Annotated in this window: 21 protein-coding genes, 1 tRNA gene, 2 rRNA genes and 1 pseudogene; 7 read left to right on the plus strand and 18 right to left on the minus strand. The window is 61.7% G+C overall.

The window, feature by feature from the left end:
- Window positions 1-25 precede the first annotated feature (25 nt).
- The 3 genes from AC5J09_RS12415 to AC5J09_RS12425 all read left to right on the plus strand — a co-directional run bounded on the left by AC5J09_RS12415 (window position 26) and on the right by AC5J09_RS12425 (window position 3,424).
- Window positions 26-2,888, plus strand: a 23S ribosomal RNA gene (locus tag AC5J09_RS12415).
- Window positions 2,889-3,135: 247 nt separating this feature from the next.
- Window positions 3,136-3,250: ribosomal RNA gene (gene rrf / locus AC5J09_RS12420) — 5S ribosomal RNA — on the plus strand.
- A gap of 97 nt (window positions 3,251-3,347) precedes the next feature.
- Window positions 3,348-3,424 (plus strand) — tRNA-Met (locus AC5J09_RS12425).
- A 181-nt stretch (window positions 3,425-3,605) separates the two neighbouring features.
- Here the strand turns inward: AC5J09_RS12425 and AC5J09_RS12430 are convergent.
- From AC5J09_RS12430 to AC5J09_RS12495, 14 genes are all read right to left on the minus strand, one after another.
- A complete protein-coding gene (locus AC5J09_RS12430; RefSeq protein WP_494297713.1) occupies window positions 3,606-4,370 on the minus strand; it encodes an SDR family NAD(P)-dependent oxidoreductase in 765 nt (254 codons plus the stop codon).
- Window positions 4,348-4,845, minus strand: a complete 498-nt coding sequence (locus tag AC5J09_RS12435; RefSeq protein WP_411932466.1) for a 2,4'-dihydroxyacetophenone dioxygenase family protein — start codon at window positions 4,843-4,845, stop codon at window positions 4,348-4,350. The genes AC5J09_RS12430 and AC5J09_RS12435 overlap by 23 nt, the downstream gene beginning before the upstream one ends.
- A gap of 70 nt (window positions 4,846-4,915) precedes the next feature.
- Window positions 4,916-5,398 (minus strand): heme-degrading domain-containing protein, encoded by a 483-nt coding sequence (locus AC5J09_RS12440; RefSeq protein ID WP_494297714.1) that lies wholly within the window; start codon window positions 5,396-5,398, stop codon window positions 4,916-4,918.
- 62 nt (window positions 5,399-5,460) lie between these two features.
- Window positions 5,461-6,210, minus strand: a complete 750-nt coding sequence (locus tag AC5J09_RS12445) for a ribonuclease activity regulator RraA (RefSeq protein WP_494297715.1) — start codon at window positions 6,208-6,210, stop codon at window positions 5,461-5,463.
- A 36-nt stretch (window positions 6,211-6,246) separates the two neighbouring features.
- Entirely contained in the window at window positions 6,247-7,002 is a 756-nt protein-coding gene (locus AC5J09_RS12450; RefSeq protein ID WP_494298902.1) for an SDR family NAD(P)-dependent oxidoreductase, read from the minus strand.
- 2 nt (window positions 7,003-7,004) lie between these two features.
- Entirely contained in the window at window positions 7,005-8,075 is a 1,071-nt protein-coding gene (locus AC5J09_RS12455) for an ABC transporter ATP-binding protein (RefSeq protein WP_411932469.1), read from the minus strand.
- Between the two features lie 23 nt (window positions 8,076-8,098).
- Window positions 8,099-8,914, minus strand: a complete 816-nt coding sequence (locus AC5J09_RS12460) for an aldo/keto reductase (RefSeq protein ID WP_494297716.1) — start codon at window positions 8,912-8,914, stop codon at window positions 8,099-8,101.
- 12 nt (window positions 8,915-8,926) lie between these two features.
- Window positions 8,927-9,775, minus strand: a complete 849-nt coding sequence (locus AC5J09_RS12465; RefSeq protein WP_100669978.1) for a carbohydrate ABC transporter permease — start codon at window positions 9,773-9,775, stop codon at window positions 8,927-8,929.
- Window positions 9,772-10,632, minus strand: a complete 861-nt coding sequence (locus tag AC5J09_RS12470) for a carbohydrate ABC transporter permease (RefSeq protein WP_100669977.1) — start codon at window positions 10,630-10,632, stop codon at window positions 9,772-9,774. The genes AC5J09_RS12465 and AC5J09_RS12470 overlap by 4 nt, the downstream gene beginning before the upstream one ends.
- Before the next feature lie 71 nt (window positions 10,633-10,703).
- A complete protein-coding gene (locus tag AC5J09_RS12475) occupies window positions 10,704-11,915 on the minus strand; it encodes an ABC transporter substrate-binding protein (protein ID WP_324762604.1) in 1,212 nt (403 codons plus the stop codon).
- Between the two features lie 55 nt (window positions 11,916-11,970).
- Window positions 11,971-13,104 carry a mannonate dehydratase gene (locus AC5J09_RS12480; protein ID WP_494297717.1) on the minus strand — a complete coding sequence of 378 codons (1,134 nt, stop codon included), beginning with the start codon at window positions 13,102-13,104 and terminating at the stop codon, window positions 11,971-11,973.
- A 110-nt stretch (window positions 13,105-13,214) separates the two neighbouring features.
- A complete protein-coding gene (locus AC5J09_RS12485; protein WP_494297718.1) occupies window positions 13,215-14,393 on the minus strand; it encodes a mandelate racemase/muconate lactonizing enzyme family protein in 1,179 nt (392 codons plus the stop codon).
- Window positions 14,390-15,538 (minus strand): 4-hydroxybutyrate dehydrogenase, encoded by a 1,149-nt coding sequence (gene gbd, locus AC5J09_RS12490; protein WP_494297719.1) that lies wholly within the window; start codon window positions 15,536-15,538, stop codon window positions 14,390-14,392. The genes AC5J09_RS12485 and gbd overlap by 4 nt, the downstream gene beginning before the upstream one ends.
- Before the next feature lie 2 nt (window positions 15,539-15,540).
- A complete protein-coding gene (locus AC5J09_RS12495) occupies window positions 15,541-15,972 on the minus strand; it encodes a VOC family protein (RefSeq protein ID WP_494297720.1) in 432 nt (143 codons plus the stop codon).
- A 210-nt stretch (window positions 15,973-16,182) separates the two neighbouring features.
- On the opposite strand from AC5J09_RS12495, the gene AC5J09_RS12500 reads away from it, so the two are divergent.
- The 4 genes from AC5J09_RS12500 (at window position 16,183) to AC5J09_RS12515 (ending at window position 20,671) form a co-directional block, all read left to right on the plus strand.
- Window positions 16,183-16,965, plus strand: coding sequence for an IclR family transcriptional regulator (locus AC5J09_RS12500; protein ID WP_324762607.1), 783 nt, complete (start codon window positions 16,183-16,185; stop codon window positions 16,963-16,965).
- Between the two features lie 23 nt (window positions 16,966-16,988).
- Window positions 16,989-18,185 carry a mandelate racemase/muconate lactonizing enzyme family protein gene (locus tag AC5J09_RS12505; protein WP_324762608.1) on the plus strand — a complete coding sequence of 399 codons (1,197 nt, stop codon included), beginning with the start codon at window positions 16,989-16,991 and terminating at the stop codon, window positions 18,183-18,185.
- Window positions 18,186-18,196: 11 nt separating this feature from the next.
- Complete coding sequence (locus tag AC5J09_RS12510) at window positions 18,197-19,168, plus strand: Gfo/Idh/MocA family protein (protein ID WP_324762609.1); 972 nt, start codon at window positions 18,197-18,199, stop codon at window positions 19,166-19,168.
- Window positions 19,169-19,354: 186 nt separating this feature from the next.
- Window positions 19,355-20,671, plus strand: a complete 1,317-nt coding sequence (locus AC5J09_RS12515) for a hypothetical protein (RefSeq protein WP_494297721.1) — start codon at window positions 19,355-19,357, stop codon at window positions 20,669-20,671.
- Here the strand turns inward: AC5J09_RS12515 and AC5J09_RS12520 are convergent.
- The 4 genes and pseudogenes from AC5J09_RS12520 to AC5J09_RS12535 all read right to left on the minus strand — a co-directional run bounded on the left by AC5J09_RS12520 (window position 20,622) and on the right by AC5J09_RS12535 (window position 23,133).
- A pseudogene (locus AC5J09_RS12520) lies at window positions 20,622-21,161 on the minus strand (hypothetical protein). The gene AC5J09_RS12515 and the pseudogene AC5J09_RS12520 overlap by 50 nt on opposite strands.
- On the minus strand, window positions 21,158-21,751 hold the full coding sequence (locus tag AC5J09_RS12525; protein ID WP_379937221.1) for a hypothetical protein: 594 nt from the start codon (window positions 21,749-21,751) through the stop codon (window positions 21,158-21,160). The pseudogene AC5J09_RS12520 and the gene AC5J09_RS12525 overlap by 4 nt, the downstream one beginning before the upstream one ends.
- The gene (locus AC5J09_RS12530; protein ID WP_494298903.1) at window positions 21,748-22,380 is read right to left on the minus strand and encodes a hypothetical protein; all 633 of its coding nucleotides are present in this window, start codon (window positions 22,378-22,380) and stop codon (window positions 21,748-21,750) included. Before AC5J09_RS12530 ends, AC5J09_RS12525 begins: the two co-directional genes overlap by 4 nt.
- 75 nt (window positions 22,381-22,455) lie before the next feature.
- Window positions 22,456-23,133 carry a 5-formyltetrahydrofolate cyclo-ligase gene (locus AC5J09_RS12535; RefSeq protein ID WP_275597061.1) on the minus strand — a complete coding sequence of 226 codons (678 nt, stop codon included), beginning with the start codon at window positions 23,131-23,133 and terminating at the stop codon, window positions 22,456-22,458.
- Window positions 23,134-23,143: the final 10 nt, after the last annotated feature.

Here is a 23,143-nt window from a genome sequence, read left to right on the forward strand (position 1 = left end):
GGCGATGAGCATTGGCAATGAGAACGATCAAGTGAAAGAAGGGCATTTGGTGGATGCCTTGGCATGCACAGGCGATGAAGGACGTGATACGCTGCGAAAAGCCGTGGGGAGCTGCGAATGAGCTTTGATCCATGGATCTCCGAATGGGGCAACCCACCTTAGATGCTTGGAAAATCATTTTGGTTGGCCGCTGGTATCGAAGCCTTAAGGCTTCGCAAGGCCAGAGGCCGTCGCCGGTTATCCGGCGTCAAGAAACCAAAGTGGTTTCCAAGCATTGTTGAAAGGTATCTTATCCTGAATTCAATAGGGATAAGAAGCGAACGCAGGGAACTGAAACATCTAAGTACCTGCAGGAAAGGACATCAACCGAGACTCCGCAAGTAGTGGCGAGCGAACGCGGACCAGGCCAGTGGCAATGAGGAATGAAGTGGAAGGATCTGGAAAGGTCTGCCGCAGTGGGTGACAGCCCCGTACACGTATAACACTCATTGTCCTTGAGTAAGGCGGGACACGTGAAATCCTGTCTGAACATGGGGAGACCACTCTCCAAGCCTAAGTACTCGTGCATGACCGATAGCGAACAAGTACCGTGAGGGAAAGGTGAAAAGCACCCCGACAAGGGGAGTGAAATAGAACCTGAAACCGGATGCCTACAAACAGTCGGAGCCCGCAAGGGTGACGGCGTACCTTTTGTATAATGGGTCAACGACTTAGTGTGACATGCAAGCTTAAGCCGGTAGGTGTAGGCGTAGCGAAAGCGAGTCTGAATAGGGCGTTTAGTATGTCGCATTAGACCCGAAACCGAGTGATCTAGCCATGAGCAGGTTGAAGGTTGGGTAACACCAACTGGAGGACCGAACCCGCATCTGTTGCAATAGATTGGGATGACTTGTGGCTAGGGGTGAAAGGCCAATCAAACTCGGAAATAGCTGGTTCTCCGCGAAAACTATTTAGGTAGTGCGTCGACCGAATACCCTCGGGGGTAGAGCACTGGATGGGCTATGGGGACTCACCGTCTTACTGATCCTAACCAAACTCCGAATACCGAGGAGTACTAGTCGGCAGACACACGGCGGGTGCTAACGTCCGTCGTGAAAAGGGCAACAACCCTGACCTCCAGCTAAGGTCCCCAAGTCATGGCTAAGTGGGAAAGGATGTGAGGATCCCAAAACAACCAGGATGTTGGCTTAGAAGCAGCCATCATTTAAAGAAAGCGTAACAGCTCACTGGTCTAAATAAGGGTCTTTGCGCCGAAAATGTAACGGGGCTGAAGCCATGCACCGAAGCTGAGGCTTATACACTTAGGTGTATAGGGGTAGCGGAGCGTTCCGTAAGCCAGTGAAGGGATACCCGTGAGGGGTCCTGGAGGTATCGGAAGTGCGAATGTTGACATGAGTAACGATAAAGAGGGTGAGAGACCCTCTCGCCGAAAGACCAAGGGTTCCTGCTTAAAGTTAATCTGAGCAGGGTTAGCCGGCCCCTAAGACGAGGCGGACACGCGTAGTCGATGGGAACCACGTTAATATTCGTGGGCCTGGTGGTAGTGACGGATTGCTCAACTTGTCCGGACTTATTGGATTGTCCGGGCGGGGACGCGGTTCCAGGAAATAGCTCCACCGTATAGACCGTACCCGAAACCGACACAGGTGGTCAGGTAGAGTATACCAAGGCGCTTGAGAGAACTATGTTGAAGGAACTCGGCAAATTGCACGCGTAACTTCGGAAGAAGCGTGACCCTTTTCTACGCAAGTAGGATGGGGTGGCACAGACCAGGGGGTAGCGACTGTTTATCAAAAACACAGGGCTCTGCGAAGTCGCAAGACGACGTATAGGGTCTGACGCCTGCCCGGTGCTGGAAGGTTAAGAGGAGGGGTGCAAGCTCTGAATCGAAGCCCCAGTAAACGGCGGCCGTAACTATAACGGTCCTAAGGTAGCGAAATTCCTTGTCGGGTAAGTTCCGACCTGCACGAATGGCGTAACGACTTCCCCGCTGTCTCCAACATAGACTCAGTGAAATTGAATTCCCCGTGAAGATGCGGGGTTCCTGCGGTCAGACGGAAAGACCCCGTGCACCTTTACTATAGCTTTACACTGGCATTCGTGTCGGCATGTGTAGGATAGGTGGTAGGCTTTGAAGCGGGGACGCCAGTTCTCGTGGAGCCATCCTTGAAATACCACCCTTATCGTCATGGATGTCTAACCGCGGTCCGTCATCCGGATCCGGGACAGTGTATGGTGGGTAGTTTGACTGGGGCGGTCGCCTCCGAAAGAGTAACGGAGGCGCGCGATGGTGGGCTCAGAGCGGTCGGAAATCGCTCGTCGAGTGCAATGGCATAAGCCCGCCTGACTGCGAGACTGACAAGTCGAGCAGAGACGAAAGTCGGTCATAGTGATCCGGTGGTCCCGCGTGGAAGGGCCATCGCTCAACGGATAAAAGGTACGCCGGGGATAACAGGCTGATGACCCCCAAGAGTCCATATCGACGGGGTTGTTTGGCACCTCGATGTCGGCTCATCGCATCCTGGGGCTGGAGCAGGTCCCAAGGGTTTGGCTGTTCGCCAATTAAAGCGGTACGTGAGCTGGGTTCAGAACGTCGTGAGACAGTTCGGTCCCTATCTGCCGTGGGTGTAGGAATATTGACAGGATCTGTCCCTAGTACGAGAGGACCGGGATGGACATATCTCTGGTGGACCTGTTGTCCTGCCAAGGGCATAGCAGGGTAGCTATATATGGAAGGGATAACCGCTGAAGGCATCTAAGCGGGAAACCCACCTGAAAACGAGTATTCCCTTGAGAACCGTGGAAGACGACCACGTTGATAGGCCGGGTGTGGAAGTGCGGCAACGCATGAAGCTTACCGGTACTAATCGTTCGATCGGCTTGATCGTTCCCATTGCTTATGCTCATCAAAGATGAGCATCATTCTTCTGTCCTCACGCTGACGCGATCGCAAGATCGCTGCGCTGCGGACGGCGCGCCGGACAACCGGCGGCTCGGCTCTGCCGGCTGCTGGAATGATCCGGACAAGACATCAAAAAAGACGTGTTCAAAAGAAGTCGAGGCGTTAAACCGCCCGCTTCACCAGCTTCTCAATTCGGTTTGCGCCCTTAAGGCGCAAATCTTGCGCTTTGCCGACCTGGTGGTTCTGGCGGGGTGGCTGCACCCGTTCCCATTCCGAACACGGCCGTGAAACGCCCCAGCGCCGATGGTACTTCGTCTTAAGACGCGGGAGAGTAGGTCGCTGCCAGGTCTGCAAATCGCAAGAGAAACAAACCGATCATCTTCTCTCACACGGCCGAAACAAACCGGCCAACAGACCGACCTTTTGCCGCGCAAAACTCGGATAACGCGGGGTGGAGCAGCCCGGTAGCTCGTCAGGCTCATAACCTGAAGGCCGCAGGTTCAAATCCTGCCCCCGCAACCAACGATCTCTGCGATAACAAAGAGCCCCTACCCAGGGGTTTTTTGTGTTTTTGGCGCTTATCGAAAAAGCTTCTCTTTCTCACTCCTCTGCGACCTCTTGTGGATGCGGACGGGTCTCCGTGCCAAGCATCAATGACGAAGGCCACGCAGACCTGCTTCTTCCGTCAAGGTGAATCCTGACCTCAGGTGACGGCGTAACCGCCGTCGACCGGTACGATCGTTCCCGTGATGAAGCCGGCGTGCGGGCTTGCGAGGAAAAGCGCTATGCCCTGCAGGTCCTCCGGCGTACCCCAGCGGGCCATCGGCGTTCGCGCCAGAATCGGACCGGCGCGTGCCGGATCGTCCTGCAGCGCCTTCGTCAGTGGCGTTGCAATCCACCCGGGGGCAATGGCGTTCACCCGCACGCCCCTCGGGGCGTAGGCGATCGCCAGGGACTTGGTGAGCTGGGCGATGCCGCCCTTGGAGGCCGAATACGCCGGCACCAGCCCGCCGCCGAAGAAGCTTAGCATGGAGGCGATATTGATGATGCAGCCGTTGTTGGCCGCCAGCCTGTCCAGCGATGCCTCACAGACGCGCATCGTGCCGTTCAGGTTGATGTCGACCACGGTGTCGAAGACGTCGGGATCACGCTCCTGACCCCGGCGGATGATGCCGGCGCAGTTGACGACGACATCGAGGTCGCCGAGTTCCCCAATGAAGCCCTTGGTGGCATCGTTGGACCGGACATCCAGTACGCCGTAGCGAATCCTGCCGTATGGGTCGTTGCTTCGTGCCTGGGCGCATTCGACGTCCGTTGCGCCCGTGGCGTGAACCGTTGCGCCGGCGTCACGAAAGCATTGAGCGATGGCTCTGCCGATGCCGCCTGTTCCTCCTGTCACGAGGACGGTGCGCCCTTCCGTCCAGCCGCGGGCCCATTCCGCGGTGTCAGCGGATGAACTGATCGACATAATCCGCCCCTAATCCGACCTGCGCGTAGTGAGCGCGGCACATGTCGATCTTGGTAAACACGTCCTCGTAGCCGATTTGGCTGTTGTCCTTGTCGAGATAGACCATGCAGCCCGAGATGTTGAAGAAGGTGATCATCTCGTCGCAATCCTCGGGGACGTTCAGCGTGTGGATCTCGCCGGGCGGCTCGAACACGAAAGAGCCTTCCTCCGCCACCCAGTCGTGCTCGAAGTAGTGCCATTTGCCCTTCATCACCATGCCGAAGACTGGTGCGGGGTGCACATGCCGGGACAGGATGCCCGAGCGGGTGACCTTCAGGAGGTTGCACCACTGCCCTGTCAAGGTGTTGAGAAACATCGGCCGGAAGAAGACGTCCGGGGCCTGAGGCACCCAGACGCGCGGATCGTCCGGTATCGCCTTGATGGCAATTTCCGCCGAGGCAAGCTCGTGGGTAGAGCCCTTCATGAACTTGTACATATTCCCAACCTTTCTGCAGGCTGCGCCGATCTCAGTCACGCGAAGCTTCGCGCCGCATGGGTTCGCGGTGTCACGCGAGCTTTTCCAGCGCCCGCATGGCCATCGCATGGTCTTCCACATCCAGCAGGCCGCTAATGGCAACGGTACCTGCGATCCCGACGTTCCGGACGCGAACGGGAACGCCGCCACCGCTGGCCGCAAAGTCCGCAGGGGGGAGGCGATAGCGGGCGTGGAAATCCGTGGCATTGCGCTCGCAAAGCAGGCGCATGTAGAGCGAGCTGCGGTTGAACCGTTCGACCACCGCCCGCTTCCGGCGAGCCCACACCAGGTTGTCCGGAGAGGCTCCGGGCAGCAGCGCCGTAAAAACGGCGGTACCATGGTGGCTGACTTCTATCGCGATCGGCAGGCTCTTCACAGAGGCCGTCTCGCGAATGGCACAGCCGAGCCGCCATGCCAGTTCATAGTCGAAGCCACCGAGCTGAATGGTCTCCTCCTCGGCGATCAGCTCTTCTATCGTCAGTGCCGCTGCCATGGTGATATCCGGTCCTTGCATTTTTCTTTTCGGCGAAGCGGCTCGGCCGCTCCGTCGCGCCTGAGCCTTGTTGCGTCCTTCGATCAGTCGGCCATCTGAGCATTGCGCCAGGCGACGTATTCGTCCTGCACCGCTTCCGTGAGCGGGTAATACTTGCGCAGATCGCCCCCCTGTGACAGGCGAAACCGGGCGAACTCTTCCCACTCGGCGTGTTCGCTCGAACGCGCGATCACTTCGACCGCAAGCGCGCCCGGCACGACAATCACCCCGTCGTCATCGGCCACGATGATGTCGCCCGGCATCACCAAAACACCGCCGCATGCCACCGGCACGTTGACCGCAAAGGGGATCAGCCCGGTCTGGGCGTGATAGTTGGGTGTCACACCCCGCACCCAGATGCCGAGATCGAGTTCCTTGGCCCTGGCGGAATCGCGGATGCAGCCGTCCACGACGATGCCCGCGCCACCACGGCCGGCCAGGAAAGTCAGCATCATCTCGCCGAAGATACCGCTTGCCATGTCGCCGCGGGCATCGACGACCACCATGTCGCCGGCCTGGGCCGGATAGAGGACGTGGCGATGCAGCTGCAGTTCGGGATTGTCGTATTCGTTGGAGCCGTAAAGATCCTCGCGCTTCGGCATGCACTGCAGCGTCAGCGCCGGACCAGCCACCGAGCGGCCGTACTTCAGGGGAAGCGGCCCGCGGATCTGCGGGTCACGGATCCCCATGAGGCTCAGTTCGCTGCTGGCGGTTGCCGTGCCGATCAGAGCCAGGGCGTCGCACAACTCACGTGCCGGTCGGTTGATGTCTTTGATTTCTGCGGGAGACTGCATGTCATGAACCTCGAAGTGGGAATTTGAAGGCGGCGATCAGACCCAGCCGCCGTCGATGATGTAGTTCTGGCTGGTGATCACCCGCGCGTCGTCGGATGCCAGGAAGAGAGCGAGCTTGGCGACATCCGCCGGCATCAGCCGTTGCTTGAGAGCCTGGCGTTCCTGACGCATGGCATCCGCCTCCGGCGTCAGCCAGAGATCCAGTTGTCGCTGCGTCATGATCCAGCCTGGCGTGACGGCGTTGACGCGGATGTTGAACGGGCCAAAGTCCCGGGCGAGCGACCGGACAAGCCCGATAATGGCCGACTTGGAGGCGGTGTACAGCGCCATGCCGCCAAATCCGGCCATCCACGAGATCGAACTCATGCAGATGATCGCTCCGCCGCCAGCCGCCCTCATGTCGGGCAGCACCGCCTGGGAGGCGAAGAACTGGTGCTTGAAGTTGGTGGCGATGCGATCGTCGAAATATGCCTCTGTCACATCCTCCGTCGCATGGCGTTCGTCATGCGCGGCATTGTTGACGAGAACGGTTATCGCTCCCAGCTCAGTTCTGACGGTCTCGATGCCGGCGCGGAGCGTTTCCGTGTCGCGCAGGTCAAGGGGCACGAAGAGAACCTGGCTGCCCTGCGACGTCAAGGCATTGGCTAGAGCCGTGCCGGCCGTCTCGTCCCGATCCAGAAAACCGACCTTGGCTCCCTGCTGGGCGAAGGCTTCGACCAGCGCTGCGCCGATACCGCTTGCGCCCCCGGTAACCACGACCGTCTTTCCCTTCAGGTCCGGATAGATCGCCATCGTCACGCCGCCTCCCGGAAGTCGATGCGCCGCCCGCTCTTGCCGTCGAAAAGCTGGATACGCTCGGGGAGGAGGGAGACATGCAGGATCTCGCCGGGCTTACGCAGGATTCGTTCGCGGAAGACGCCGATGATGTCGTGGCCGGCAAGCCGCAGGAGAACTTGTGTCTCCGCGCCGGTGGGCTCGATCGTGATGATCTCGGCCGCATGCCCGTTCGCGTCGAGCAGGAGATGTTCGGGACGGATGCCGAGCTTCATCTCCCCTCCCTCGAATTCCGTCACCGGAAAGGGCAGGGCAATGCGGGTGCCGTCGTCGCCGATGAAGCCGCCGCCGCTCACCTTGCCGCCAATGACGTTCATCGCAGGGGAGCCGATGAAGCCTGCAACGAAAAGGTTTGCCGGGTAATCGTAGAGTTCGAGGGGAGATCCCACCTGCTCCACGATCCCGCCATGCATCACGACGATCTTGTCGGCCATGGTCATGGCCTCGATCTGGTCGTGCGTCACGTAGACGGTCGTCGTATTGAGCCGATGGTGGTTCTGCTTGATCTCCGACCGCATCTGCACCCGCAGCTTCGCGTCGAGGTTGGACAGCGGCTCGTCGAAGAGGAAGACTTCCGGATTGCGCACCATGGCGCGGCCCATGGCGACGCGCTGGCGCTGCCCACCGGACAGCTGACGCGGGTAGCGGTCGAGATAGTCGACGAGGTTGAGCATGGCCGCAACCTTGGCGACCCGGCTGCGGATCTCCTCCTTGGGCGCGCGGGCAAGCTTCAGCGAGAAGCCCATGTTCTGCTCGACCGTCATGTGCGGGTAGAGCGCATAGCTCTGGAAGACCATGGCGATGTCGCGCTCCTTCGGCTGAAGGGAATTGACGACGCGGTCGCCGATGGAGATTTCTCCTGCCGAGATGTCCTCGAGCCCGGCCAGCATGCGCAGCAAGGTCGACTTGCCGCAGCCGGACGGGCCGACGAGAACCACGAATTCGCCGTCGGCTATGTCGATTGACACGCCATGCAGCACCTCCAGGGCGCCATAGGATTTCCGAACGTTGTTGATCGATACCGGTGCCAATTGCAGTCTCCTGTCAGGGCGTCTCAATCATCCCAGCGGGGTGATTTGGCCGGATTGATATGCCGTGCGGAGCGGTCCAGCATGCGGATCCGCGTGATCTCGTCGGCGGTGAGGTTCACGTCTTGCGATGCGAAGTTGTTTCTCAGATTTTCAAGGCTGGAGGAGGCAGGGATGACGGCGTGGCCTTCCGCCATGAGGAAGGCCAGCGCGACGGCAGCGGCAGTGACGCCGTGGGTCTCGGCGATGGCCTTCAGCAGCGGGTCGTCGTTGACGGCTCCCTTGTAGAGGGGCTGGTAGGCAGTCAGCGCCAGTCCCTTGCTGCGGCAGTGGTTCACGAGCCGTGGTGCCTGCAGGTAAGGGTGGATCTCGACCTGATCCGTGGTGATCGTATTCTCGCCCAGAAGAGCGAAGGCCTTGTCGAGGAGAGCGATCGGGAAGTTGGAGACGCCGATATGGCGGGTCCATCCGCGTTGCCGTGCTTCGGCCAGCGCCAGCATGTAGTCGTCGAACGGCACCTCATCATTCTGGGATGGCCAGTGAATGAGCAGCAGGTCGACCTGGTCGGTACCGATCGTCTCGAGGCTCTTCTCGACGCTCGGCAGGAAATCGGTTTTCGACAGATTGGTGTCTGCGACCTTGGTGGTGACGAAGAAGTCGGACCGCGGCAGCCCGGAACGGCGGATGGCTTCGCCGACGCTGCTTTCGGTATCATAGCTTTGGGCCGTATCGATGTGGCGATAGCCGATCTCGATCGCCGACAGGATCGCCCGGATGCCCGCGTCGCCCGTGCGTCCGAATGTACCGAGGCCAAGTTGGGGGATAGGGGAGGTATAGGTCATTGCATTCCTCTCTCAGCCCTTTGTCGCGCCGGCGGTCAGGCCACCGACAAAGAGCCGCTGCATGGATAGAAACAGGATGGCAATCGGCAGGGTCATCACCACGGAGGCTGCCATGACGGCGCCCCAGTCGGTGTTGAACTCCGTCGAGAACTCCGCAAGCCCGATGGGCAGCGTCTTCACCGAGGAGTCGGTGGCAAAGCAGAGCGCGAAGATGAACTCGTTCCAGGTCGTGACGAAGGCGTAGACCATGACGGAGGCGAGACCGGGCAAGGAAAGGGGAAGCGTGATGCGGAAGAGGCACTCCAGGCGGCTGGCGCCGTCGATGATCGCTGCTTCCTCCAGTTCGACCGGAATGTTCTTGAAGTAGCTGGTGAGCATCCACACCGACAGCGGCAGCGTGATGATCATGTAGACGAGGATCAGGCCCCAGTAGGTGTTGACCAGATTCAGCACCCGAAGCGTGACGAACAGGGGCACGATGATGGCGGCCGTCGGCAGGAGCTGGCCCACCAGCACGAAGGACTGGAGAAGCGGCTTTCCCTTGAAGTTGAAGCGGGCAAAGCCGTAGGAAGCAAAGATCGCGAGCACCAGCGCGAGTGCCGTTGATCCGACGGAGATGACGATGCTGTTGAGGAAGTAGCGCGGGATGTTCGATTCAAACAGGACTGTGCGATAGTTATCCCATGTGGGGGCCGCGGGCCACCAGATCGGCGGAACCGTGTAGAGCTCGCGCAGCGTCTTCACCGAAGACAGCACCATCCACCAGAAGGGGAACAGGCAGACCAGGACCAGCAGAACCGAACCGAAGAGGATCAGCCAGCCCGGCAGGCCTGGGCGCTTGAGGGTCTGAAGCTTGTTCAACGCGCTTCCTCCGGGTTGGAGGCCAGCGTCCGGATGTAGATGAACACAACCACGATCGCGACAGCAAAGAACATGACGGAAAGGGCCGCCGCCTGTCCGAACTGGACGCTCTCAAAGGCTGTCCTGAAGATCTGGATCGGTGTGATCAAGGTCCGGTTCGCCGGTCCTCCGCGGGTAATGGCATAGATAATGGTGATGTGGTTCAAGGCCCAGATGACCAGGAGAAGCGTGACCGCGACGATCACCGTCCGAACCTGGGGCAGCATGACGTAGCGGACCTCTTCCCAGAAGCTTGCCCCATCGATGCGGGCCGCTTCGTAGAGATCGTTGGAAATGGACTGCAGCCCGGCCAGGACCATGATGGCGACGAAGGGAAACATCTTCCAGATGTTGATTGCGATCATCACCGGCATCACGGTGCTGCCGTTCGTCAGCCAGCCGACCGGCTCGTCGATCAGACCCGGGCTCGTGAGCATGTAGTTGATGATGCCGAACTCCGTGTGGAGCATCCATGCCCAGGTGGTTGCGGCAACGATGCCCGGCACCACCCACGGCACCAGGGTCACAGAGCGGACGACGGCCCTGCCGCGAAAGTTCTGGTTCAGCAGGATTGCCGTCAGGACGCCGAGGATGACCTGAAAGACGATGGACCCGAACACCCACCAGAGGGTGTTCCAGAATGCCGTCGGTGTGGCGCGCGCGGACAGAATGCGCCGGAAGTTGTCCAGCCCGACATAATTTCCGGCATTGTCCGTGACGCTCAGCAGCCCGGTATAGGCGACCGGATAAGCGATCAGCATGCCCAGCACCATGAGCGCGGGTAAAACGAACAGGTATCCAGTGGATTGTTTCTGCATCCGATTTCATTCCTGATTACAGGACGGGAAGGCGTCGGCAGGATGCCGAGCGCCTTCCGGACGGGAGGGATCTAAAGAAGCCCTTCGATTTCTTCGGCGGCGCCATCCATGGCGGTCTTGACGTCCTCGTCGCCGAGAAGGATGCGCTGGATCCCATCGAAATAGGCCTGGGATATCTGGACCCAGTTCGGATGGGCCGGCACGGGCCGTCCGAACGGGAGCATTTCCTTGAAGACCTGCAGGATCGGGTCGTTGAAGCGTTCGGCTTCCATAGCAGACAGGCGGGCGGGGAAGGTGTCGGTCAGAACGGCCTGGTTCTCCGCCTCGGCAAGGAAGCCCAGGAGCTTCTTCGCGTCGTCGGGGTTCTTCGCCTCGCTCGGAATGACAAAGCTCCACCCCCCGAGGATCGCTGCCGTCTTCCCGTTGTCGGGATGGGGGACCGGGATTACGCCGATGTCGATATTGGGGTTTTCCTTGCGGATAGACTGGATATCGAACTGACCGGACTGATACATCGACACCGTCTCGGCGATGAACAGCCGGCGATTGGCGGTGCCGTCATTCTCCAGCGTCGACGACGGCGAAATGCCTTCCTTCAGGAAGTCGGTGTAGAAGGTCACGGCTTCGATGGATTCCGGGCTGTTGACCAGGACCTGCTTGCCGTCATCCGAGATGATGCCGCCACCCAGCATCCACATGAAGGGCAAGGACCGGAAGATGGTGTTGCCGACTTCTCCGCCGCCCGTGATCGCAAAGCCGGACTTCCCGTTGGTGGTCAGTTTCTTGGCAGCGTCCTTGAAGGCGGTCCACGTGGTCGGCGGGTTTTCGGGATCGAGACCGGCCGCCTTGTAGTCGCCCTTGTTGATGATCACGGCATGGGTTTCGATCCGGTAGGGAATGCCCCACAGCTTGCCGTCCCAAGTGTCGTACCCCAGGGCGGCGGGAATGTAGTCCTCGCGATCGGTCAACACCTCGTCGACGGGCAGGACCAGGTTATTTTGAGCGTAGCCGTTCACCCAGCCATGCTGCACGTCGATGACGTCCGGCGCAGCTCCCGACTGCAGGGCCGTCAGGATGCGCTGCGGCAGTCCGTCGGTGGTGGTGATTTCAAGCTTCACTGTCACGTCCGGATTGGCAGCCTGAAATTTCTCCACGAGATCCCGGGCACGGGCCTCGTTGAAGTTCGGCGTCCACCAGACCACTTCGCCAGCCCAAGCAGCGGCCGACATTGCCAGAAACGACGCTGTTGCGGCCATCGCCAGCTTCATAGTCAACGTTTTCATGTTTACCTCCCAACTGAATCCGTTGTCTGTTTTCCAGCCGTGTGGCTGGCATGATCTATTCCGCAGCCGCCGAGGGTTCCTCGGCCCGATGGCCGGCGGACCCGGAAGAGCTTCTGGTCAAGGCGTCTGCGTGTGCGACAAGCGCCTTCATGTAGCCGATCGTGTAGGCATGTCCGGCGTGCCATGGGGCCGGGCACTCGAGTTCCGGAACGTGGTCAGGAACCAGTATCCCGTCGTATCCTTCCTCGTGGAGCACGCGCACGATGCGGGCCATGTCGACGTCACCGTCGTCCACGAAGGTCTCCACGTAGTTCGGCACCTTTCCGCGGACATTGCGGAAGTGGACATAGGCGATGGCGTTTCGACGGGCAAAACGGCGGGTCGTCTCATAGACGTCGCCATCGGGCATTTCCGCCAATGAGCCGACGCAGAATTCCAGCGCGTTGGCCGGGCTCTCTACGAGCGAAAGAAGCCGGTCGTATTTGGCGTGGCTGTTGACCAGCCGCGCGGTGCCGCGCAGCCGTTCGACCGGCGGATCGTCCGGATGCGCGGCCAACCGGACGCGAAATTCTTCCGCTACCGGTAAAAGCTTCTCCAGGAACCAATGAAGCCGCGACCAAAGTGTGGCCTCGTCAACCGTCTGAGGCTTTGCCCCGGGAACGGCCAGGCGGTAGCGCATGTTGCCGACCATGCCGTCGGGGACAGGGCTTTCAGCGTCGAATTCGTCGATGGCGAAGACGGCCGTCACCGCATTGCCGCGCGCCACCGGCTTGCGCTGCCATCCCCACACGCCGGCGATGGAAAAATTATATCCGAGAACAGGTATGCCAAGACGCCCCATGTTCCTGACGAGGTCCTGAAGGTCCTGCATCTGCGCATCCTTCTTCGGACCGTCGAGCAGAATGTCGGACCAGAAGTTGGGCGAGATGTTCTCGAGGGCGGCGACCCTGAGGTTGTGTCGCGAGAGCATCGCCACCAGGTCCGTCAGGCGATCATAGGACCACAGAGGCGCATCGATGCATTCGCCGTTGATCGGGCCGACGACGCCACCCGCGGCATAGGCGCTCGCGTCCGCGTTCCGTCCATAGTCGGTGAGGTGGACGACGACGTCTTCCACTCCGAGCTGACTGGCGAAACGGGCACCCGCTTCGCTCAGAAGCGGCCCATACAATGAGATTCCGACCTTCAAGCAGCTTTCCCCCCGTTGCTGCTTAAGTGAGTTCATATTTGAACTGCACTTGTTCTAAATATAACTATGTGGCGAAGGGGAGCCGGTGTCAACTCCCTTTCCCGTGACTTCTATTCGCTTTCGTCCGCCGCGAATGTGTGAGCGCCCGTCGCTACGCCGGTCGTGTTCATGGACCCATCGAAGAGCGGAACATTGGTTGGCTGATAGGCAAAGCGCTCGCAGGCTTCCTCGATCAGTTCGACGCCGAGACCCGGCGCTGTGGGCGCCAGAATTGCCCCTTTGTCGAACTGCAGGGTTTCCCGGACAAGTTCCTTGCGCCAGGGGACATCCATCGATACGGTCTCGAAGACCGAGAAATTCGGCATGGCGAGCGAGGCGTGCAGCGTCATGGCGTTCATGACCGGCCCGACGGGATTGTGAGGCGCGACAGGAATGAGATGCGTGTGCGCCAGATGCGCAACTCGTTTCGTCTCGCTCATCCCGCCGGCGTGCGACACGTCGGGCTGCAGGATATCGACAGCCTTCTTGGACAGGGCCTCGAGAAATTTCCCCGGTTCGTACCAGCGTTCGCCGGCAGCGATCGGCACCGGGCTGGCGGCACGCACTTCTGCCAGCGCATCGATGTTTTCCGGCGGCGTCGGCTCTTCGACCCACGTCAGATCGAAGGGTGCCAGTGCCCGGCACATGGCAATCGCCGTCGGGACATTGAGGCGGCCGTGGACGTCGAGCATCAGATTGACGTCGGGCCCCACCGCATCTCGGACGGCCTCGACGATCTCGATCGTCCGGCGTCGCTGCCGACGGTCCATTTCAAGATCCGCGGTGTCGAAAGGATCCCATTTCAGGGCCCGGTACCCCATAGCGACTGCCTTGCGGGCATTGGCCGCGTATTCCTCGAGTTTTGTTGCACCGAAGAACCAGTGGTTGGCGTAGCATTCGACACGATCACGGAATTTGCCGCCGAGCAGTTCGAAGACGGGAACGCCGAGCGCCTTGCCCTTGATGTCGAGGAGGGCGGCCTCGATGCCACCGAGCGCCGTGCGGAAGACGGCGCCCGTTCGCCAGTAGCTGTCCCTGTGGAGCTGCTCGATGATGGCATCCACGGCAAAGGGATCGCGGCCGACGAGGACCCGTTCCAGCTCCTCCAGAGCCGCGACGACGGTCTTCGTCTTCCATTCCAGCGTTGCCTCGCCGACGCCCTCGATCCCGTCGTCGGTGTAGAGCTTGACGAAGACGAAGTTCGTCCTCTGGGCGTTCGCGACAAATACTTTCTGGGCCGTGATCTTCATGGGCGGTTCCTGCCGGGTTGGGCCAAGGCTTCCTGCAGCATGGCGCGATAGTCCTCCGCTGTCGGAGGCAGAGGGTTGGTGGCGTGGCTGTGATCGGCAAGCGCCCGCTCGATGACCCAGTCGAAACATCCTGGGGTGACGCCCATGGCCGCCAGGCCGGCGGGCATGTTCAGTCGGCGGTTCAAGGCTTCCAATTCGCCAGGCACGTCGGCGCCTGCCGGAAGTCCCATGGCTGCCCGCAACCTGTTCAGCTTGTCACCGACCGCCGCAGCATTGAAGCGTACGACGATCGGCATGAGGATGGCGTTCAGCGTGCCATGATGAAGCCTGGGCTCCTTCAGGCCGCCAAGCGCATGGCTGAGCGAATGGACGGCGCCGAGACCCTTCTGGAAAGCCAGACCGCCATGGAGTGCTCCGAGCATGACCTCGCTGCGGGCTGTGATGTCGCCCGGCACGGCGAACGCCTGGGGAAGATTTCTCCAGATGCGGCCCGCGCCATCCAGCGCGATCGCTTCCGCGGTCGGATTGAAGCGCGGCGAAAACAGGGTTTCGATGCAGTGGGAAAGGCCATCAAGTCCCGTCGCTGCGGTGAGCGCCGGTGGCAGATCGAGCGTGAGCAGCGGGTCGCAGATGGCGCGCCGCGGGATGAGGTGCGGACTGATGAAACCAAGCTTGCGGCCGTCGTCCAGCGTGAGCAGTGCCGCGCGCCCGACCTCTGCGCCGGTGCCGGCCGTTGTCGGGATGGCAATGACCGGCGCGACGGTTGGTCGGATGCGCTCTACGCCGCCGTAGATGGCGGCGTACTGCTCCAGCGATCCCTCATGCGTTGCCCGGAGCGCGACGCCCTTTGCCAGGTCGATCGGCGAGCCGCCGCCGAGGGCGATCACGCCGTCGCAAGAACGCGCGCGATAGACCTCGAGCGCATCGGAGACGGCAGCTTCCGTCGGGTTCGAGGGCGTCTCGAGATAGGAGGCGGTCACCTCAGGCATCAAAGCCTGCACCTTGTCGGCCAGCCCCGAGGAGGCCAGGCCCTGGTCGGAAATGAAGAGCGGCCGAGATATTCCGAGCTCAGCCATGGCTGCGGGAAGGCCTTTCAGCTCTCCCGGGCCAAAATCGATTGCCGTCAGATAGTTGATCCTGGGCATGATCAGTTCCCCCGGAGGCGGGCAATCGCCTTCGCCTGCATTCCGTCCGAGGCCATCTCCATAAGCTCAATGCGATGCCCGTCCGGGTCCACGATCCAAGTCTGCCAATTGCCGTCGGCGCCCTGGACCTTCGGTCGGAAGAGCGGAATTTCAGCGGCTTCAAGCTCGCGGACGGTCTGATCTATGCTCGGGACGGAAAGGCACATGTGGTTGTATCCCACGGCCTCCGCTCCTGGAGCGTCTCCGCCCCGGCCCTCCGGAAAGACCTCAAGATACTGATCGTCGGTGATGCGCAGATAGACGAGCCAGAGGCGCCCGTCGCGGTCGAGGCGCAGAAGCTCCGAAAAGCCCAGCTTGTTGATGTAGAAATCGAGGGTGCGGGCGATATCCTGCACCCTTATGGCGACATGGGTAATTGCGGAAACGGTCAGCATTCTGAGCCCCTGTACTTGGCCAATGAGGGAGGGTGCTGGTGGTTTTCATTTCGCTGGGGTGTTTTGTCGCCGTGCGGGTGCACTTTCGCGGCATGTCAGCGTGAAACCGAATTCGGACGTCCGCCTCCTTCGGCTATCCAAATATGAACTTTGACAGTTCATATATGTATGCTAATGACGAGCCGAGTTTTGTCAACAGGGCAGGTGCCGATGAGCGAAGCCGCAGAAGATGGCGTGAGCAAGCACACGATCCCGGTCATAGACCGGATGATGGATGTGCTGTGCGAGATCGAACGCAAGGACAGGGGACTTTCGATCAGCGAATTGACGGAGGCGCTCAAGCTTCCCCGAACGACCATCTACCGGATCCTCAACTCGCTGCAGCAGCATGACATCGTCTACCGTGACGACACGGGCAGCTATCACCTGGGACGCCGGCTGCTGTCGCTTGCAGCCCATGTCGGCGTCCGGGCGACGGAGTTCGACCTTGCCGCCCTCTGCCAGCCGTATCTCGACAAGCTGGCCGCCGAACTGGGCGAGGGGGTCAAGCTGAGTATCCTCGATCAGGAGGGAATCCTTGTTCTCGCGGCAGCTCAGGGCAAGCGGGAGTATGCCCTGACAGTGGCGCCGGGGCAGCGCATGCCCATCCATGCTGGCGCGGCGAGCAAGCTGCTGCTCGCCTATCTGCCGCCAGAAGACCTGGATTACTGGCTCGCGCGTCCGCTCGTTGCCTTCACCGCTAAGACCATCACGGATCCCAAACGGCTGCGCAGCGAACTCGCCCGCATCAGGCGTCTCGGATGGGCGCAGGACAAGGGGGAGAACGCCCCCAGCATCCAGGCTTTCGCAACGCCGGTGTTCACGCGCAGCGGCAGGATGCTGGCGGCGGTCAGCGTGCCGTTCCTGGCCGGCACCCAGCCCAGCCGCATGGAGGAGATCCGCCTGGCTGCGATAGAGACCGCCAAGGCCATCAGTGCCGTCATTCCAGTCTGAATTGTGCCTTGGGGGGAACCCGCATGAAAATCGTCGACATCAAATGTGCCGTCATCGGCAAGAGCCCGATCGTCCGGATCGTCTCGGACGAAGGCATATCGGGCTTCGCCCAGGCGGAAACCTGGAAGCCCTACCTGAAGCCGCACATCATGGCCTTCCGCGATGCGCTGATCGGTGAAGACCCCACCCTCGTGGAGAGGGTGATGCTGAAGATTCGCCAGAGAGGCGGGTTCAAGCCCTGGGGGAGTGCCGTCAGCGTCATCGAAATGGCGCTCTGGGACCTTGCTGGAAAGGCGGCGGGCCTGCCCGTCCACAAGCTGCTTGGTGGGAAGGTGCGTGACCGGGTGCGGGTCTACAACGGCTCGATGCGATTTCCCTTCGCCGGCCATGAACCGCAGGATTATGCCGACGACATCGCGAAGATGATGGCCCTGCCGGAGGGCTTCACCATCATCAAGCAGCCGATCGGCTTTCATTCGCCGATGAAGCGCGAAGTGCCGAACTTCTACTATGGGGAGCCGAGCGCCAGCCCCTTTCACGGCGCTCTCGATCGGGGTCCAGTCACGGAAAAAGGCCTCAAGCATCTCGTAGACTGCGTAGCGGCCATGAAGGAGGTGGCTGGCGACACGGTGGGGCTGGCGCTGGACTGCGGACCGGGCTGGATGCTGGCGGACGCGATCCGTCTGGCGCGGATGCTCGAACCCTTCAACCTCCTGTGGCTCGAGGATCTCCTGTCGGGGGACTACACGCCCTGGGTCAATGCCGGCGTCTACAGGGAACTCACCCGATGCTCGACGACGCCTATTCATACTGGGGAGCAGATCTATCTGCGCCAGAACTTCAAGGACCTGATCGAATCCCACGCCGTTCACGTGATCGGACCGGACCCCGCCGACGTAGGGGGAATCGCTGAACTGAAATGGATCGCGGAATACGCGGATCTGCATGGCATCACCGTAGCCCCCCATGGGACCGCGAACGGGCTGCTGGGGCTGGCGGCCCTGGTCCAGGTTTCTGCGACCCTCCCCGCCAATTTTATCGCCTTTGAATACACGACGGCGGATCCGGAGTGGTGGACGGATCTGGTCGATGGGTTCCCGGCTCCGATCGTAACCAACGGCATGATCGACGTTCCGGACCGGCCGGGCATGGGCGTGGAGATCATCGCCGAACGCGCCAAAGCCTACCTGTCGCCGGAAGACCACGCCTTTTTCGATTGAGGAGCAGACCGATGCACAAGATCGGTATTCTAGGCGCGGCCGGCATCGCGCCGCGGTCCATCATTCAGCCAGCGCGTCGTCGTGACGACTGCGTCATCCATGCGGTCGCCTCCCGGCGTCGCGCCGCTGTCGAGGCCTATGCGCGGCTGCATGGGATCACGAAGGGTTATTCAAGCTATGACGAGCTTCTGTCGGATCCGGACATCACCATCATCTACAATGCTCTGCCGCCGGCCGCGCACGCCGAGTGGTCGATCAAGGCGCTGAAGGCCGGCAAGCATGTGCTCTGCGAAAAACCTCTGGCGATGACGGCCGACGAGGCGGAGTTGATGGTCGAGGCAGCCGAGACTGCCGGGAGAGTGCTGGCCGAAGCGTTCCACGACCGTTACCATCCCGTCTTCCTGCATCTTCTTGCGCGCAAGGCGTCGCGAGCGCTCGGGGAGATCCGCGCGTTGCGGGCGGAATTCCATGTCGATATCCCGTTCGATCCGCACAACATCCGGCACGACCCGGCGCAGGGTGGCGGAGCCATGATGGATCTCGGATGCTATCCGCTGCACTGGCTGCGCAGCTTCATGGGCCAGGAGCCCGAGATCCTCTCCGCGCATGCCGAGCTTACGCCGCTGAACGTCGATCAGCGGATGGAGGTGTCGATGGGCTTTGCAGGCGGGGTTGAAGCGCAACTGGTTGCAGACATCGCCAGCCCGCCGTTTCGGGGATTGCTTCGGGTCGAGGGCGAGAAGGGCGCGATCGAGGTCGACAACCCCTGCCTGCCGCACAAGGGACATTCCATCCGGGAATGGTTCGGGGACAGCTACCGCGAGTTCACGTTAGCTGCCGGCACCACCTACGACTACCAACTGGCTGCATTCGTGGACGCGGTAAACAATGGGACTTCGCTGCCGACGGGCGGCCAGGATGCCATCGGCAACATGAAGGCGCTGGACGCGATCTATATTGCCTCCGGGCTTCGCGCAAGTTAGCGCGGCTGATACTGATGTTGCCTGCCACGTCGCGTTTAAGGTCGAGTTACGGCGGCTGTCTGCAGGGTCGCTTTCAGCATAGCAATACGGGGCGTTCAATCCTTCCGTAGTGCAGCCCCGCGGACCGCCATTTTTCCATCTAATTGCCCGGTTGAGCGCCCGGAAGGTTATGGTTAGGTTCGGGGCATGGGGATGCTCAAGGATATCGGCGGACTGGCGGCATTGACGGCGCGCCTTCTTGCGCGTTTCTGGCCGCAGCTTCTGCTTGCCGCGACGCTCGGATATATCGCGCGTGTCCTGCTCCTCGAGGCTGCGGTCGGCGTCGGCCTGAAAACCCCCCTTGGCGGAATGGTAACGCTGTCGCTTGTCGTCCTCGTCAAGCTGCTGGTGGTCATTGCGATGTTCGCGATCCTGCGTCCCGGCCTGCCGGTGCTCGCCGCGTTGCGCGGCGTGGCGCCAGCTGCCGGCTCGACGAAGAAGGAACGGCAGTTGAATCGCCTTCTGGTGATTGCCTCCGCAGCCCTCTTGCCGTTCTTCGCCTATTACGCCGCGTGGGGTTTCCTCGGCGACACGGTGCGCGAGTATTCGCGTCTCGCCCTGGATCGGGTGGCACTGGGAGAACGGTTACAGATTTTCGAGCTCCTGCGCTCGCGCAGCCTGATTGCGGCGATCCTCGCCTGCTGGTTCGTGCGATGGCTTGCCAAGCGCGCCAACGGGCGCCTGCAGTTGCCGTGGCTGCGTTTCGTTATCGTGGCGGCGGACGCGAGCTGGATCTTCATCGGGCTCTATGCGCTGGACAGATGGAAGGACGACTTCATAAGCTGGCTCGGCGCCGGCGCGTTTCTCGATGCGGTGGAAGCCGGCATCGCCGGATTTTCCATGGAAGCACACGCGGCAGCGGGCGGCACTGCGGTGGAGTTCCAGGAGCCTGGGCTCGTCACGCAGGCGCAGGAACTGTTCTTCTACGCCCTCCTGCCGCTCGTCTGGCTCGTAATGGCTGCCATCGTCTATGGCTACGACGTTTCGGCAAAACCCGTCGCCGCTCCGTCGCCGCCCGCTCGCGCCACCACGCTACGCAGATGGCTGGCCGATTTCGCCGCCCACTTCCTCGGAGGCTATCGGACCCGCTACCGGCCGGTCTGGGCCTGCCTGCGCACGGTGCTCGGCGCCGGTCTCGGGACGTTGCTCGCCTTCGTCGTGCTTTACCGCGCCACCAGCTGGCTCCCCGCCTGGGCGTGGTACGGCGCAACCCGTCATCTCGGCCCGTACGACCTCGAAACCTGGCAGCGGATAGGCGACGTCCTGGCCGTTCTGGTCGGCAGTCCGACCGAGCTCGACGGCGGAATCCTTTTCGGTCCGGTGCGGATCGCCCTGCTGGCCGCCATGCTGGAATACGCCGTATCCCGATCCGGCGAAGCCGGCGTCCCACAGGCTTATGGTCACCGGAAAAGCGTTATTTCAAGAGAATCGGAGGCGAGCCGGTCAGGGCAAGCGACAGGGTGAACCCGTCTGCCTGCCGCGGCACGAGAAAGAGCTAGACCACGCGAAGCGACGCCTCGCCGGCCTCACCGATCGTCAGCGTCGTGCATTGCGGCCTGTCGGCAATTGCCGGATCAGCCTGGCGTAAAAGACGGCCGGGCAGCGGCAGCGGGTCCCAGCGGCGGCCAGCGCCATCCGTCAGCGAGAGCGCGCAGGGCAAGGCCTGCTTCAAGACGTCCGCTGCCTGGACCGAGACGTCGATTTCCGCCAGCATGAGGCTCGTGTCCGGCAAGGTTCCCGGCAGGCGGCGCAGCGATGTGAGCCGCCAGCTGCCGCCGGCGCCTTGCCCGCTGCCGTCGCGCTCGACGGTCACAGGTGGTTGCATGCGCCGTTGCAGCCATGCGGCGAATTCGCCCCGGGACCCGACGAGGACCGCGAGCGGCACGGCGGCGAGCAGCGATACGAGGCTGATCCAGTAGCTCGTTCTCTCCCGTGACGAAGCCCGTGCGCTCATTGCTGAAACTCCAGCGACCAGGGCATGATGCGGCCGCCGCGTGCAAGGGTGAGGGACTCGTGCCTGCTTTCCGGCGGCACGCTGTCCATGGCGATCTCCACCTGCTCGGACAGGGGAGTCAGCGCGGTCTCGGCGACCAGCAGTGTACCGCCCTCGATCTGGTCCTCGGGCAGCTCGAATATCAGCAGAACCGGGCGTGGAATCCCGGGCTCCAGGCGCTCGGCACCCAACAGCCCGAGCGAACTGCCGATGCGCGTGCTCATGGCAAAGCGAAGGCCGGAGGGGCCGCGCCACGCAGCCGAGGTCAGCGATATCGATCGGTCTTGCGCCTTCGCCGCCGCTTCGACGACAAGCCATTTTCCGGAGGTGGTGTAGGTACGCGGCTCGCCGAAATGCGAAGCGACCAGTTGCCGGGCGAGATGCACCTTGGCGACCCCGAAGACGAAGCGTTCGGCCTGCGCCGGTTTTCCCTGCGCGGCCGGCACCGCCACGGGCGACAGGATTTCGCTGTAGGAGGGCGTCGAGTGCTGCATGCCGTAGAGCGCCGCCGTCGCCAGGAGCAGGGCGACGATATTTGCGAAGGCCTTCATTGCCTTGCCCTCGCCGCTTCCTGCTCAACAGTCAGGGACACCACCGCCACCGGATCACGGTCGAACCAGTTGGAGGCGCCATAGAGATTGTCGCGTTTCTTGTAGATCTGGCTCCCGATCAGCAGGTCCAGCTCACGCGGCGGCATTTCCCCCGCCGGCCATTCCCATACGGCGGTCAAACTCTCCGGCATGCCCGGGTGCAGGCCGGGGCTGAACGCCTTGTCCCGTGTCAAATAGAAGTTGGGGGAGGCAAGTTTCGCCTCCAGGCCGGCAAAGGTGAGCAGTTTCGCCGGCAGGTGGGCGGTCGCCGCCGAGCGGTTGCCGGCCTCGAAATCGACAAGCAGGAAAGTTTTCGGTTCGGGCGGTCTCCTGCCGGAAGGGGGGACATCGCTCACGCGGGCTCCGGCGATAGTCACGTGCCATCGCCCGGTATCGACCGTCTCGCCCGGCCCGGCGGCGCGCAGGGGTTCGGGATTGGCGGCGCGATAGATCGCCGCTCCGTAGGAGATCGCACTGGCCGCGAGAGTGCCGATACTGGCGGCTGCCAGCGCAATGAGCCGTTGCCGGTAGCTCCGTCGTTGCTCGTCCATCGCGACACCCGATCCGCAGCCGTCCACAAGTCGACCCAAGCCCGCGGAGAAACCTAGAACAATTTTCGCCAAGGCGCCACGTTCTCGATTCGATGCCCGCTGCCCAATCGGAATTCAACGCACGCTAGCATGATCTGTGCCCGATTCGGTCACCACGGCGTCCATCCGGATGTCATGCGCCTGAGGATAAATAGTCCTTATCCTCGACTGTGCGAAACCAACGCCCAGCACGCGACGCGTCGCCGCCATTGCCGCCAGTGTCCGGTCGTAATAGCCCCCGCCATAACCAAGCCGATAGCACGACGGATCAAAGCCCACGACCGGGGCGACGACGATATCGGGGGTGCATGAAACAGGCCTGGCCGGAACGGGTATGTTCCAGATACCACGGACGAGTTTGTCGCCTGGCCGCCAGATGCGAAACTCCAGAGGCTGTCCTTTTTCGACCACGACCGGGAGCGCACATCGGCCGCCGTCATCGGCTATTTGCCGAATCAGCGGTCTGAGATCGGGCTCACCCCGAAACGGCCAGTAGACGCTGACCACACGGCCGCGCACGGGTCCGATCTCGGCAAGTAGACGGCTGACGATCTGCGCTTCGCAAGCGGCCCGAAGGTCGGGAGATATGGCCAGGCGTTGCGCGATGAGGCGAGCCCGTTCGCTTGTCCGCCACCGCCTGACATCGGCACAGATCGACCGGTCGGATGACAGGCCCGCATAGGCCGGGTCGAGTTCGTGCATCAAGCAGGGTGGCGACGCAAAAGTCGGCGGAATATCATCGTCGATGTCCATCCCTGTCTAC

Source organism: Sinorhizobium sp. (assembly GCF_059070375.1).

What these genes read in the sequence shown, in the direction of transcription:
- AC5J09_RS12500 (WP_324762607.1), top strand. Translation starts at nt 16,183, where the DNA reads ATGAGCGAAGCCGCAGAAGATGGCGTGAGCAAGCACACGATCCCGGTC.
- AC5J09_RS12525 (WP_379937221.1), bottom strand. Translation starts at nt 21,751, where the DNA reads ATGAAGGCCTTCGCAAATATCGTCGCCCTGCTCCTGGCGACGGCGGCG.
- AC5J09_RS12495 (WP_494297720.1), bottom strand. Translation starts at nt 15,972, where the DNA reads ATGCTGACCGTTTCCGCAATTACCCATGTCGCCATAAGGGTGCAGGAT.
- AC5J09_RS12515 (WP_494297721.1), top strand. Translation starts at nt 19,355, where the DNA reads ATGGGGATGCTCAAGGATATCGGCGGACTGGCGGCATTGACGGCGCGC.
- AC5J09_RS12470 (WP_100669977.1), bottom strand. Translation starts at nt 10,632, where the DNA reads ATGCAGAAACAATCCACTGGATACCTGTTCGTTTTACCCGCGCTCATG.
- AC5J09_RS12430 (WP_494297713.1), bottom strand. Translation starts at nt 4,370, where the DNA reads ATGTCGATCAGTTCATCCGCTGACACCGCGGAATGGGCCCGCGGCTGG.
- AC5J09_RS12505 (WP_324762608.1), top strand. Translation starts at nt 16,989, where the DNA reads ATGAAAATCGTCGACATCAAATGTGCCGTCATCGGCAAGAGCCCGATC.
- AC5J09_RS12510 (WP_324762609.1), top strand. Translation starts at nt 18,197, where the DNA reads ATGCACAAGATCGGTATTCTAGGCGCGGCCGGCATCGCGCCGCGGTCC.
- AC5J09_RS12445 (WP_494297715.1), bottom strand. Translation starts at nt 6,210, where the DNA reads ATGCAGTCTCCCGCAGAAATCAAAGACATCAACCGACCGGCACGTGAG.
- AC5J09_RS12435 (WP_411932466.1), bottom strand. Translation starts at nt 4,845, where the DNA reads ATGTACAAGTTCATGAAGGGCTCTACCCACGAGCTTGCCTCGGCGGAA.
- AC5J09_RS12535 (WP_275597061.1), bottom strand. Translation starts at nt 23,133, where the DNA reads ATGGACATCGACGATGATATTCCGCCGACTTTTGCGTCGCCACCCTGC.
- AC5J09_RS12440 (WP_494297714.1), bottom strand. Translation starts at nt 5,398, where the DNA reads ATGCAAGGACCGGATATCACCATGGCAGCGGCACTGACGATAGAAGAG.
- AC5J09_RS12485 (WP_494297718.1), bottom strand. Translation starts at nt 14,393, where the DNA reads ATGAAGATCACGGCCCAGAAAGTATTTGTCGCGAACGCCCAGAGGACG.
- AC5J09_RS12475 (WP_324762604.1), bottom strand. Translation starts at nt 11,915, where the DNA reads ATGAAAACGTTGACTATGAAGCTGGCGATGGCCGCAACAGCGTCGTTT.
- AC5J09_RS12450 (WP_494298902.1), bottom strand. Translation starts at nt 7,002, where the DNA reads ATGGCGATCTATCCGGACCTGAAGGGAAAGACGGTCGTGGTTACCGGG.
- gbd (WP_494297719.1), bottom strand. Translation starts at nt 15,538, where the DNA reads ATGCCCAGGATCAACTATCTGACGGCAATCGATTTTGGCCCGGGAGAG.
- AC5J09_RS12460 (WP_494297716.1), bottom strand. Translation starts at nt 8,914, where the DNA reads ATGACCTATACCTCCCCTATCCCCCAACTTGGCCTCGGTACATTCGGA.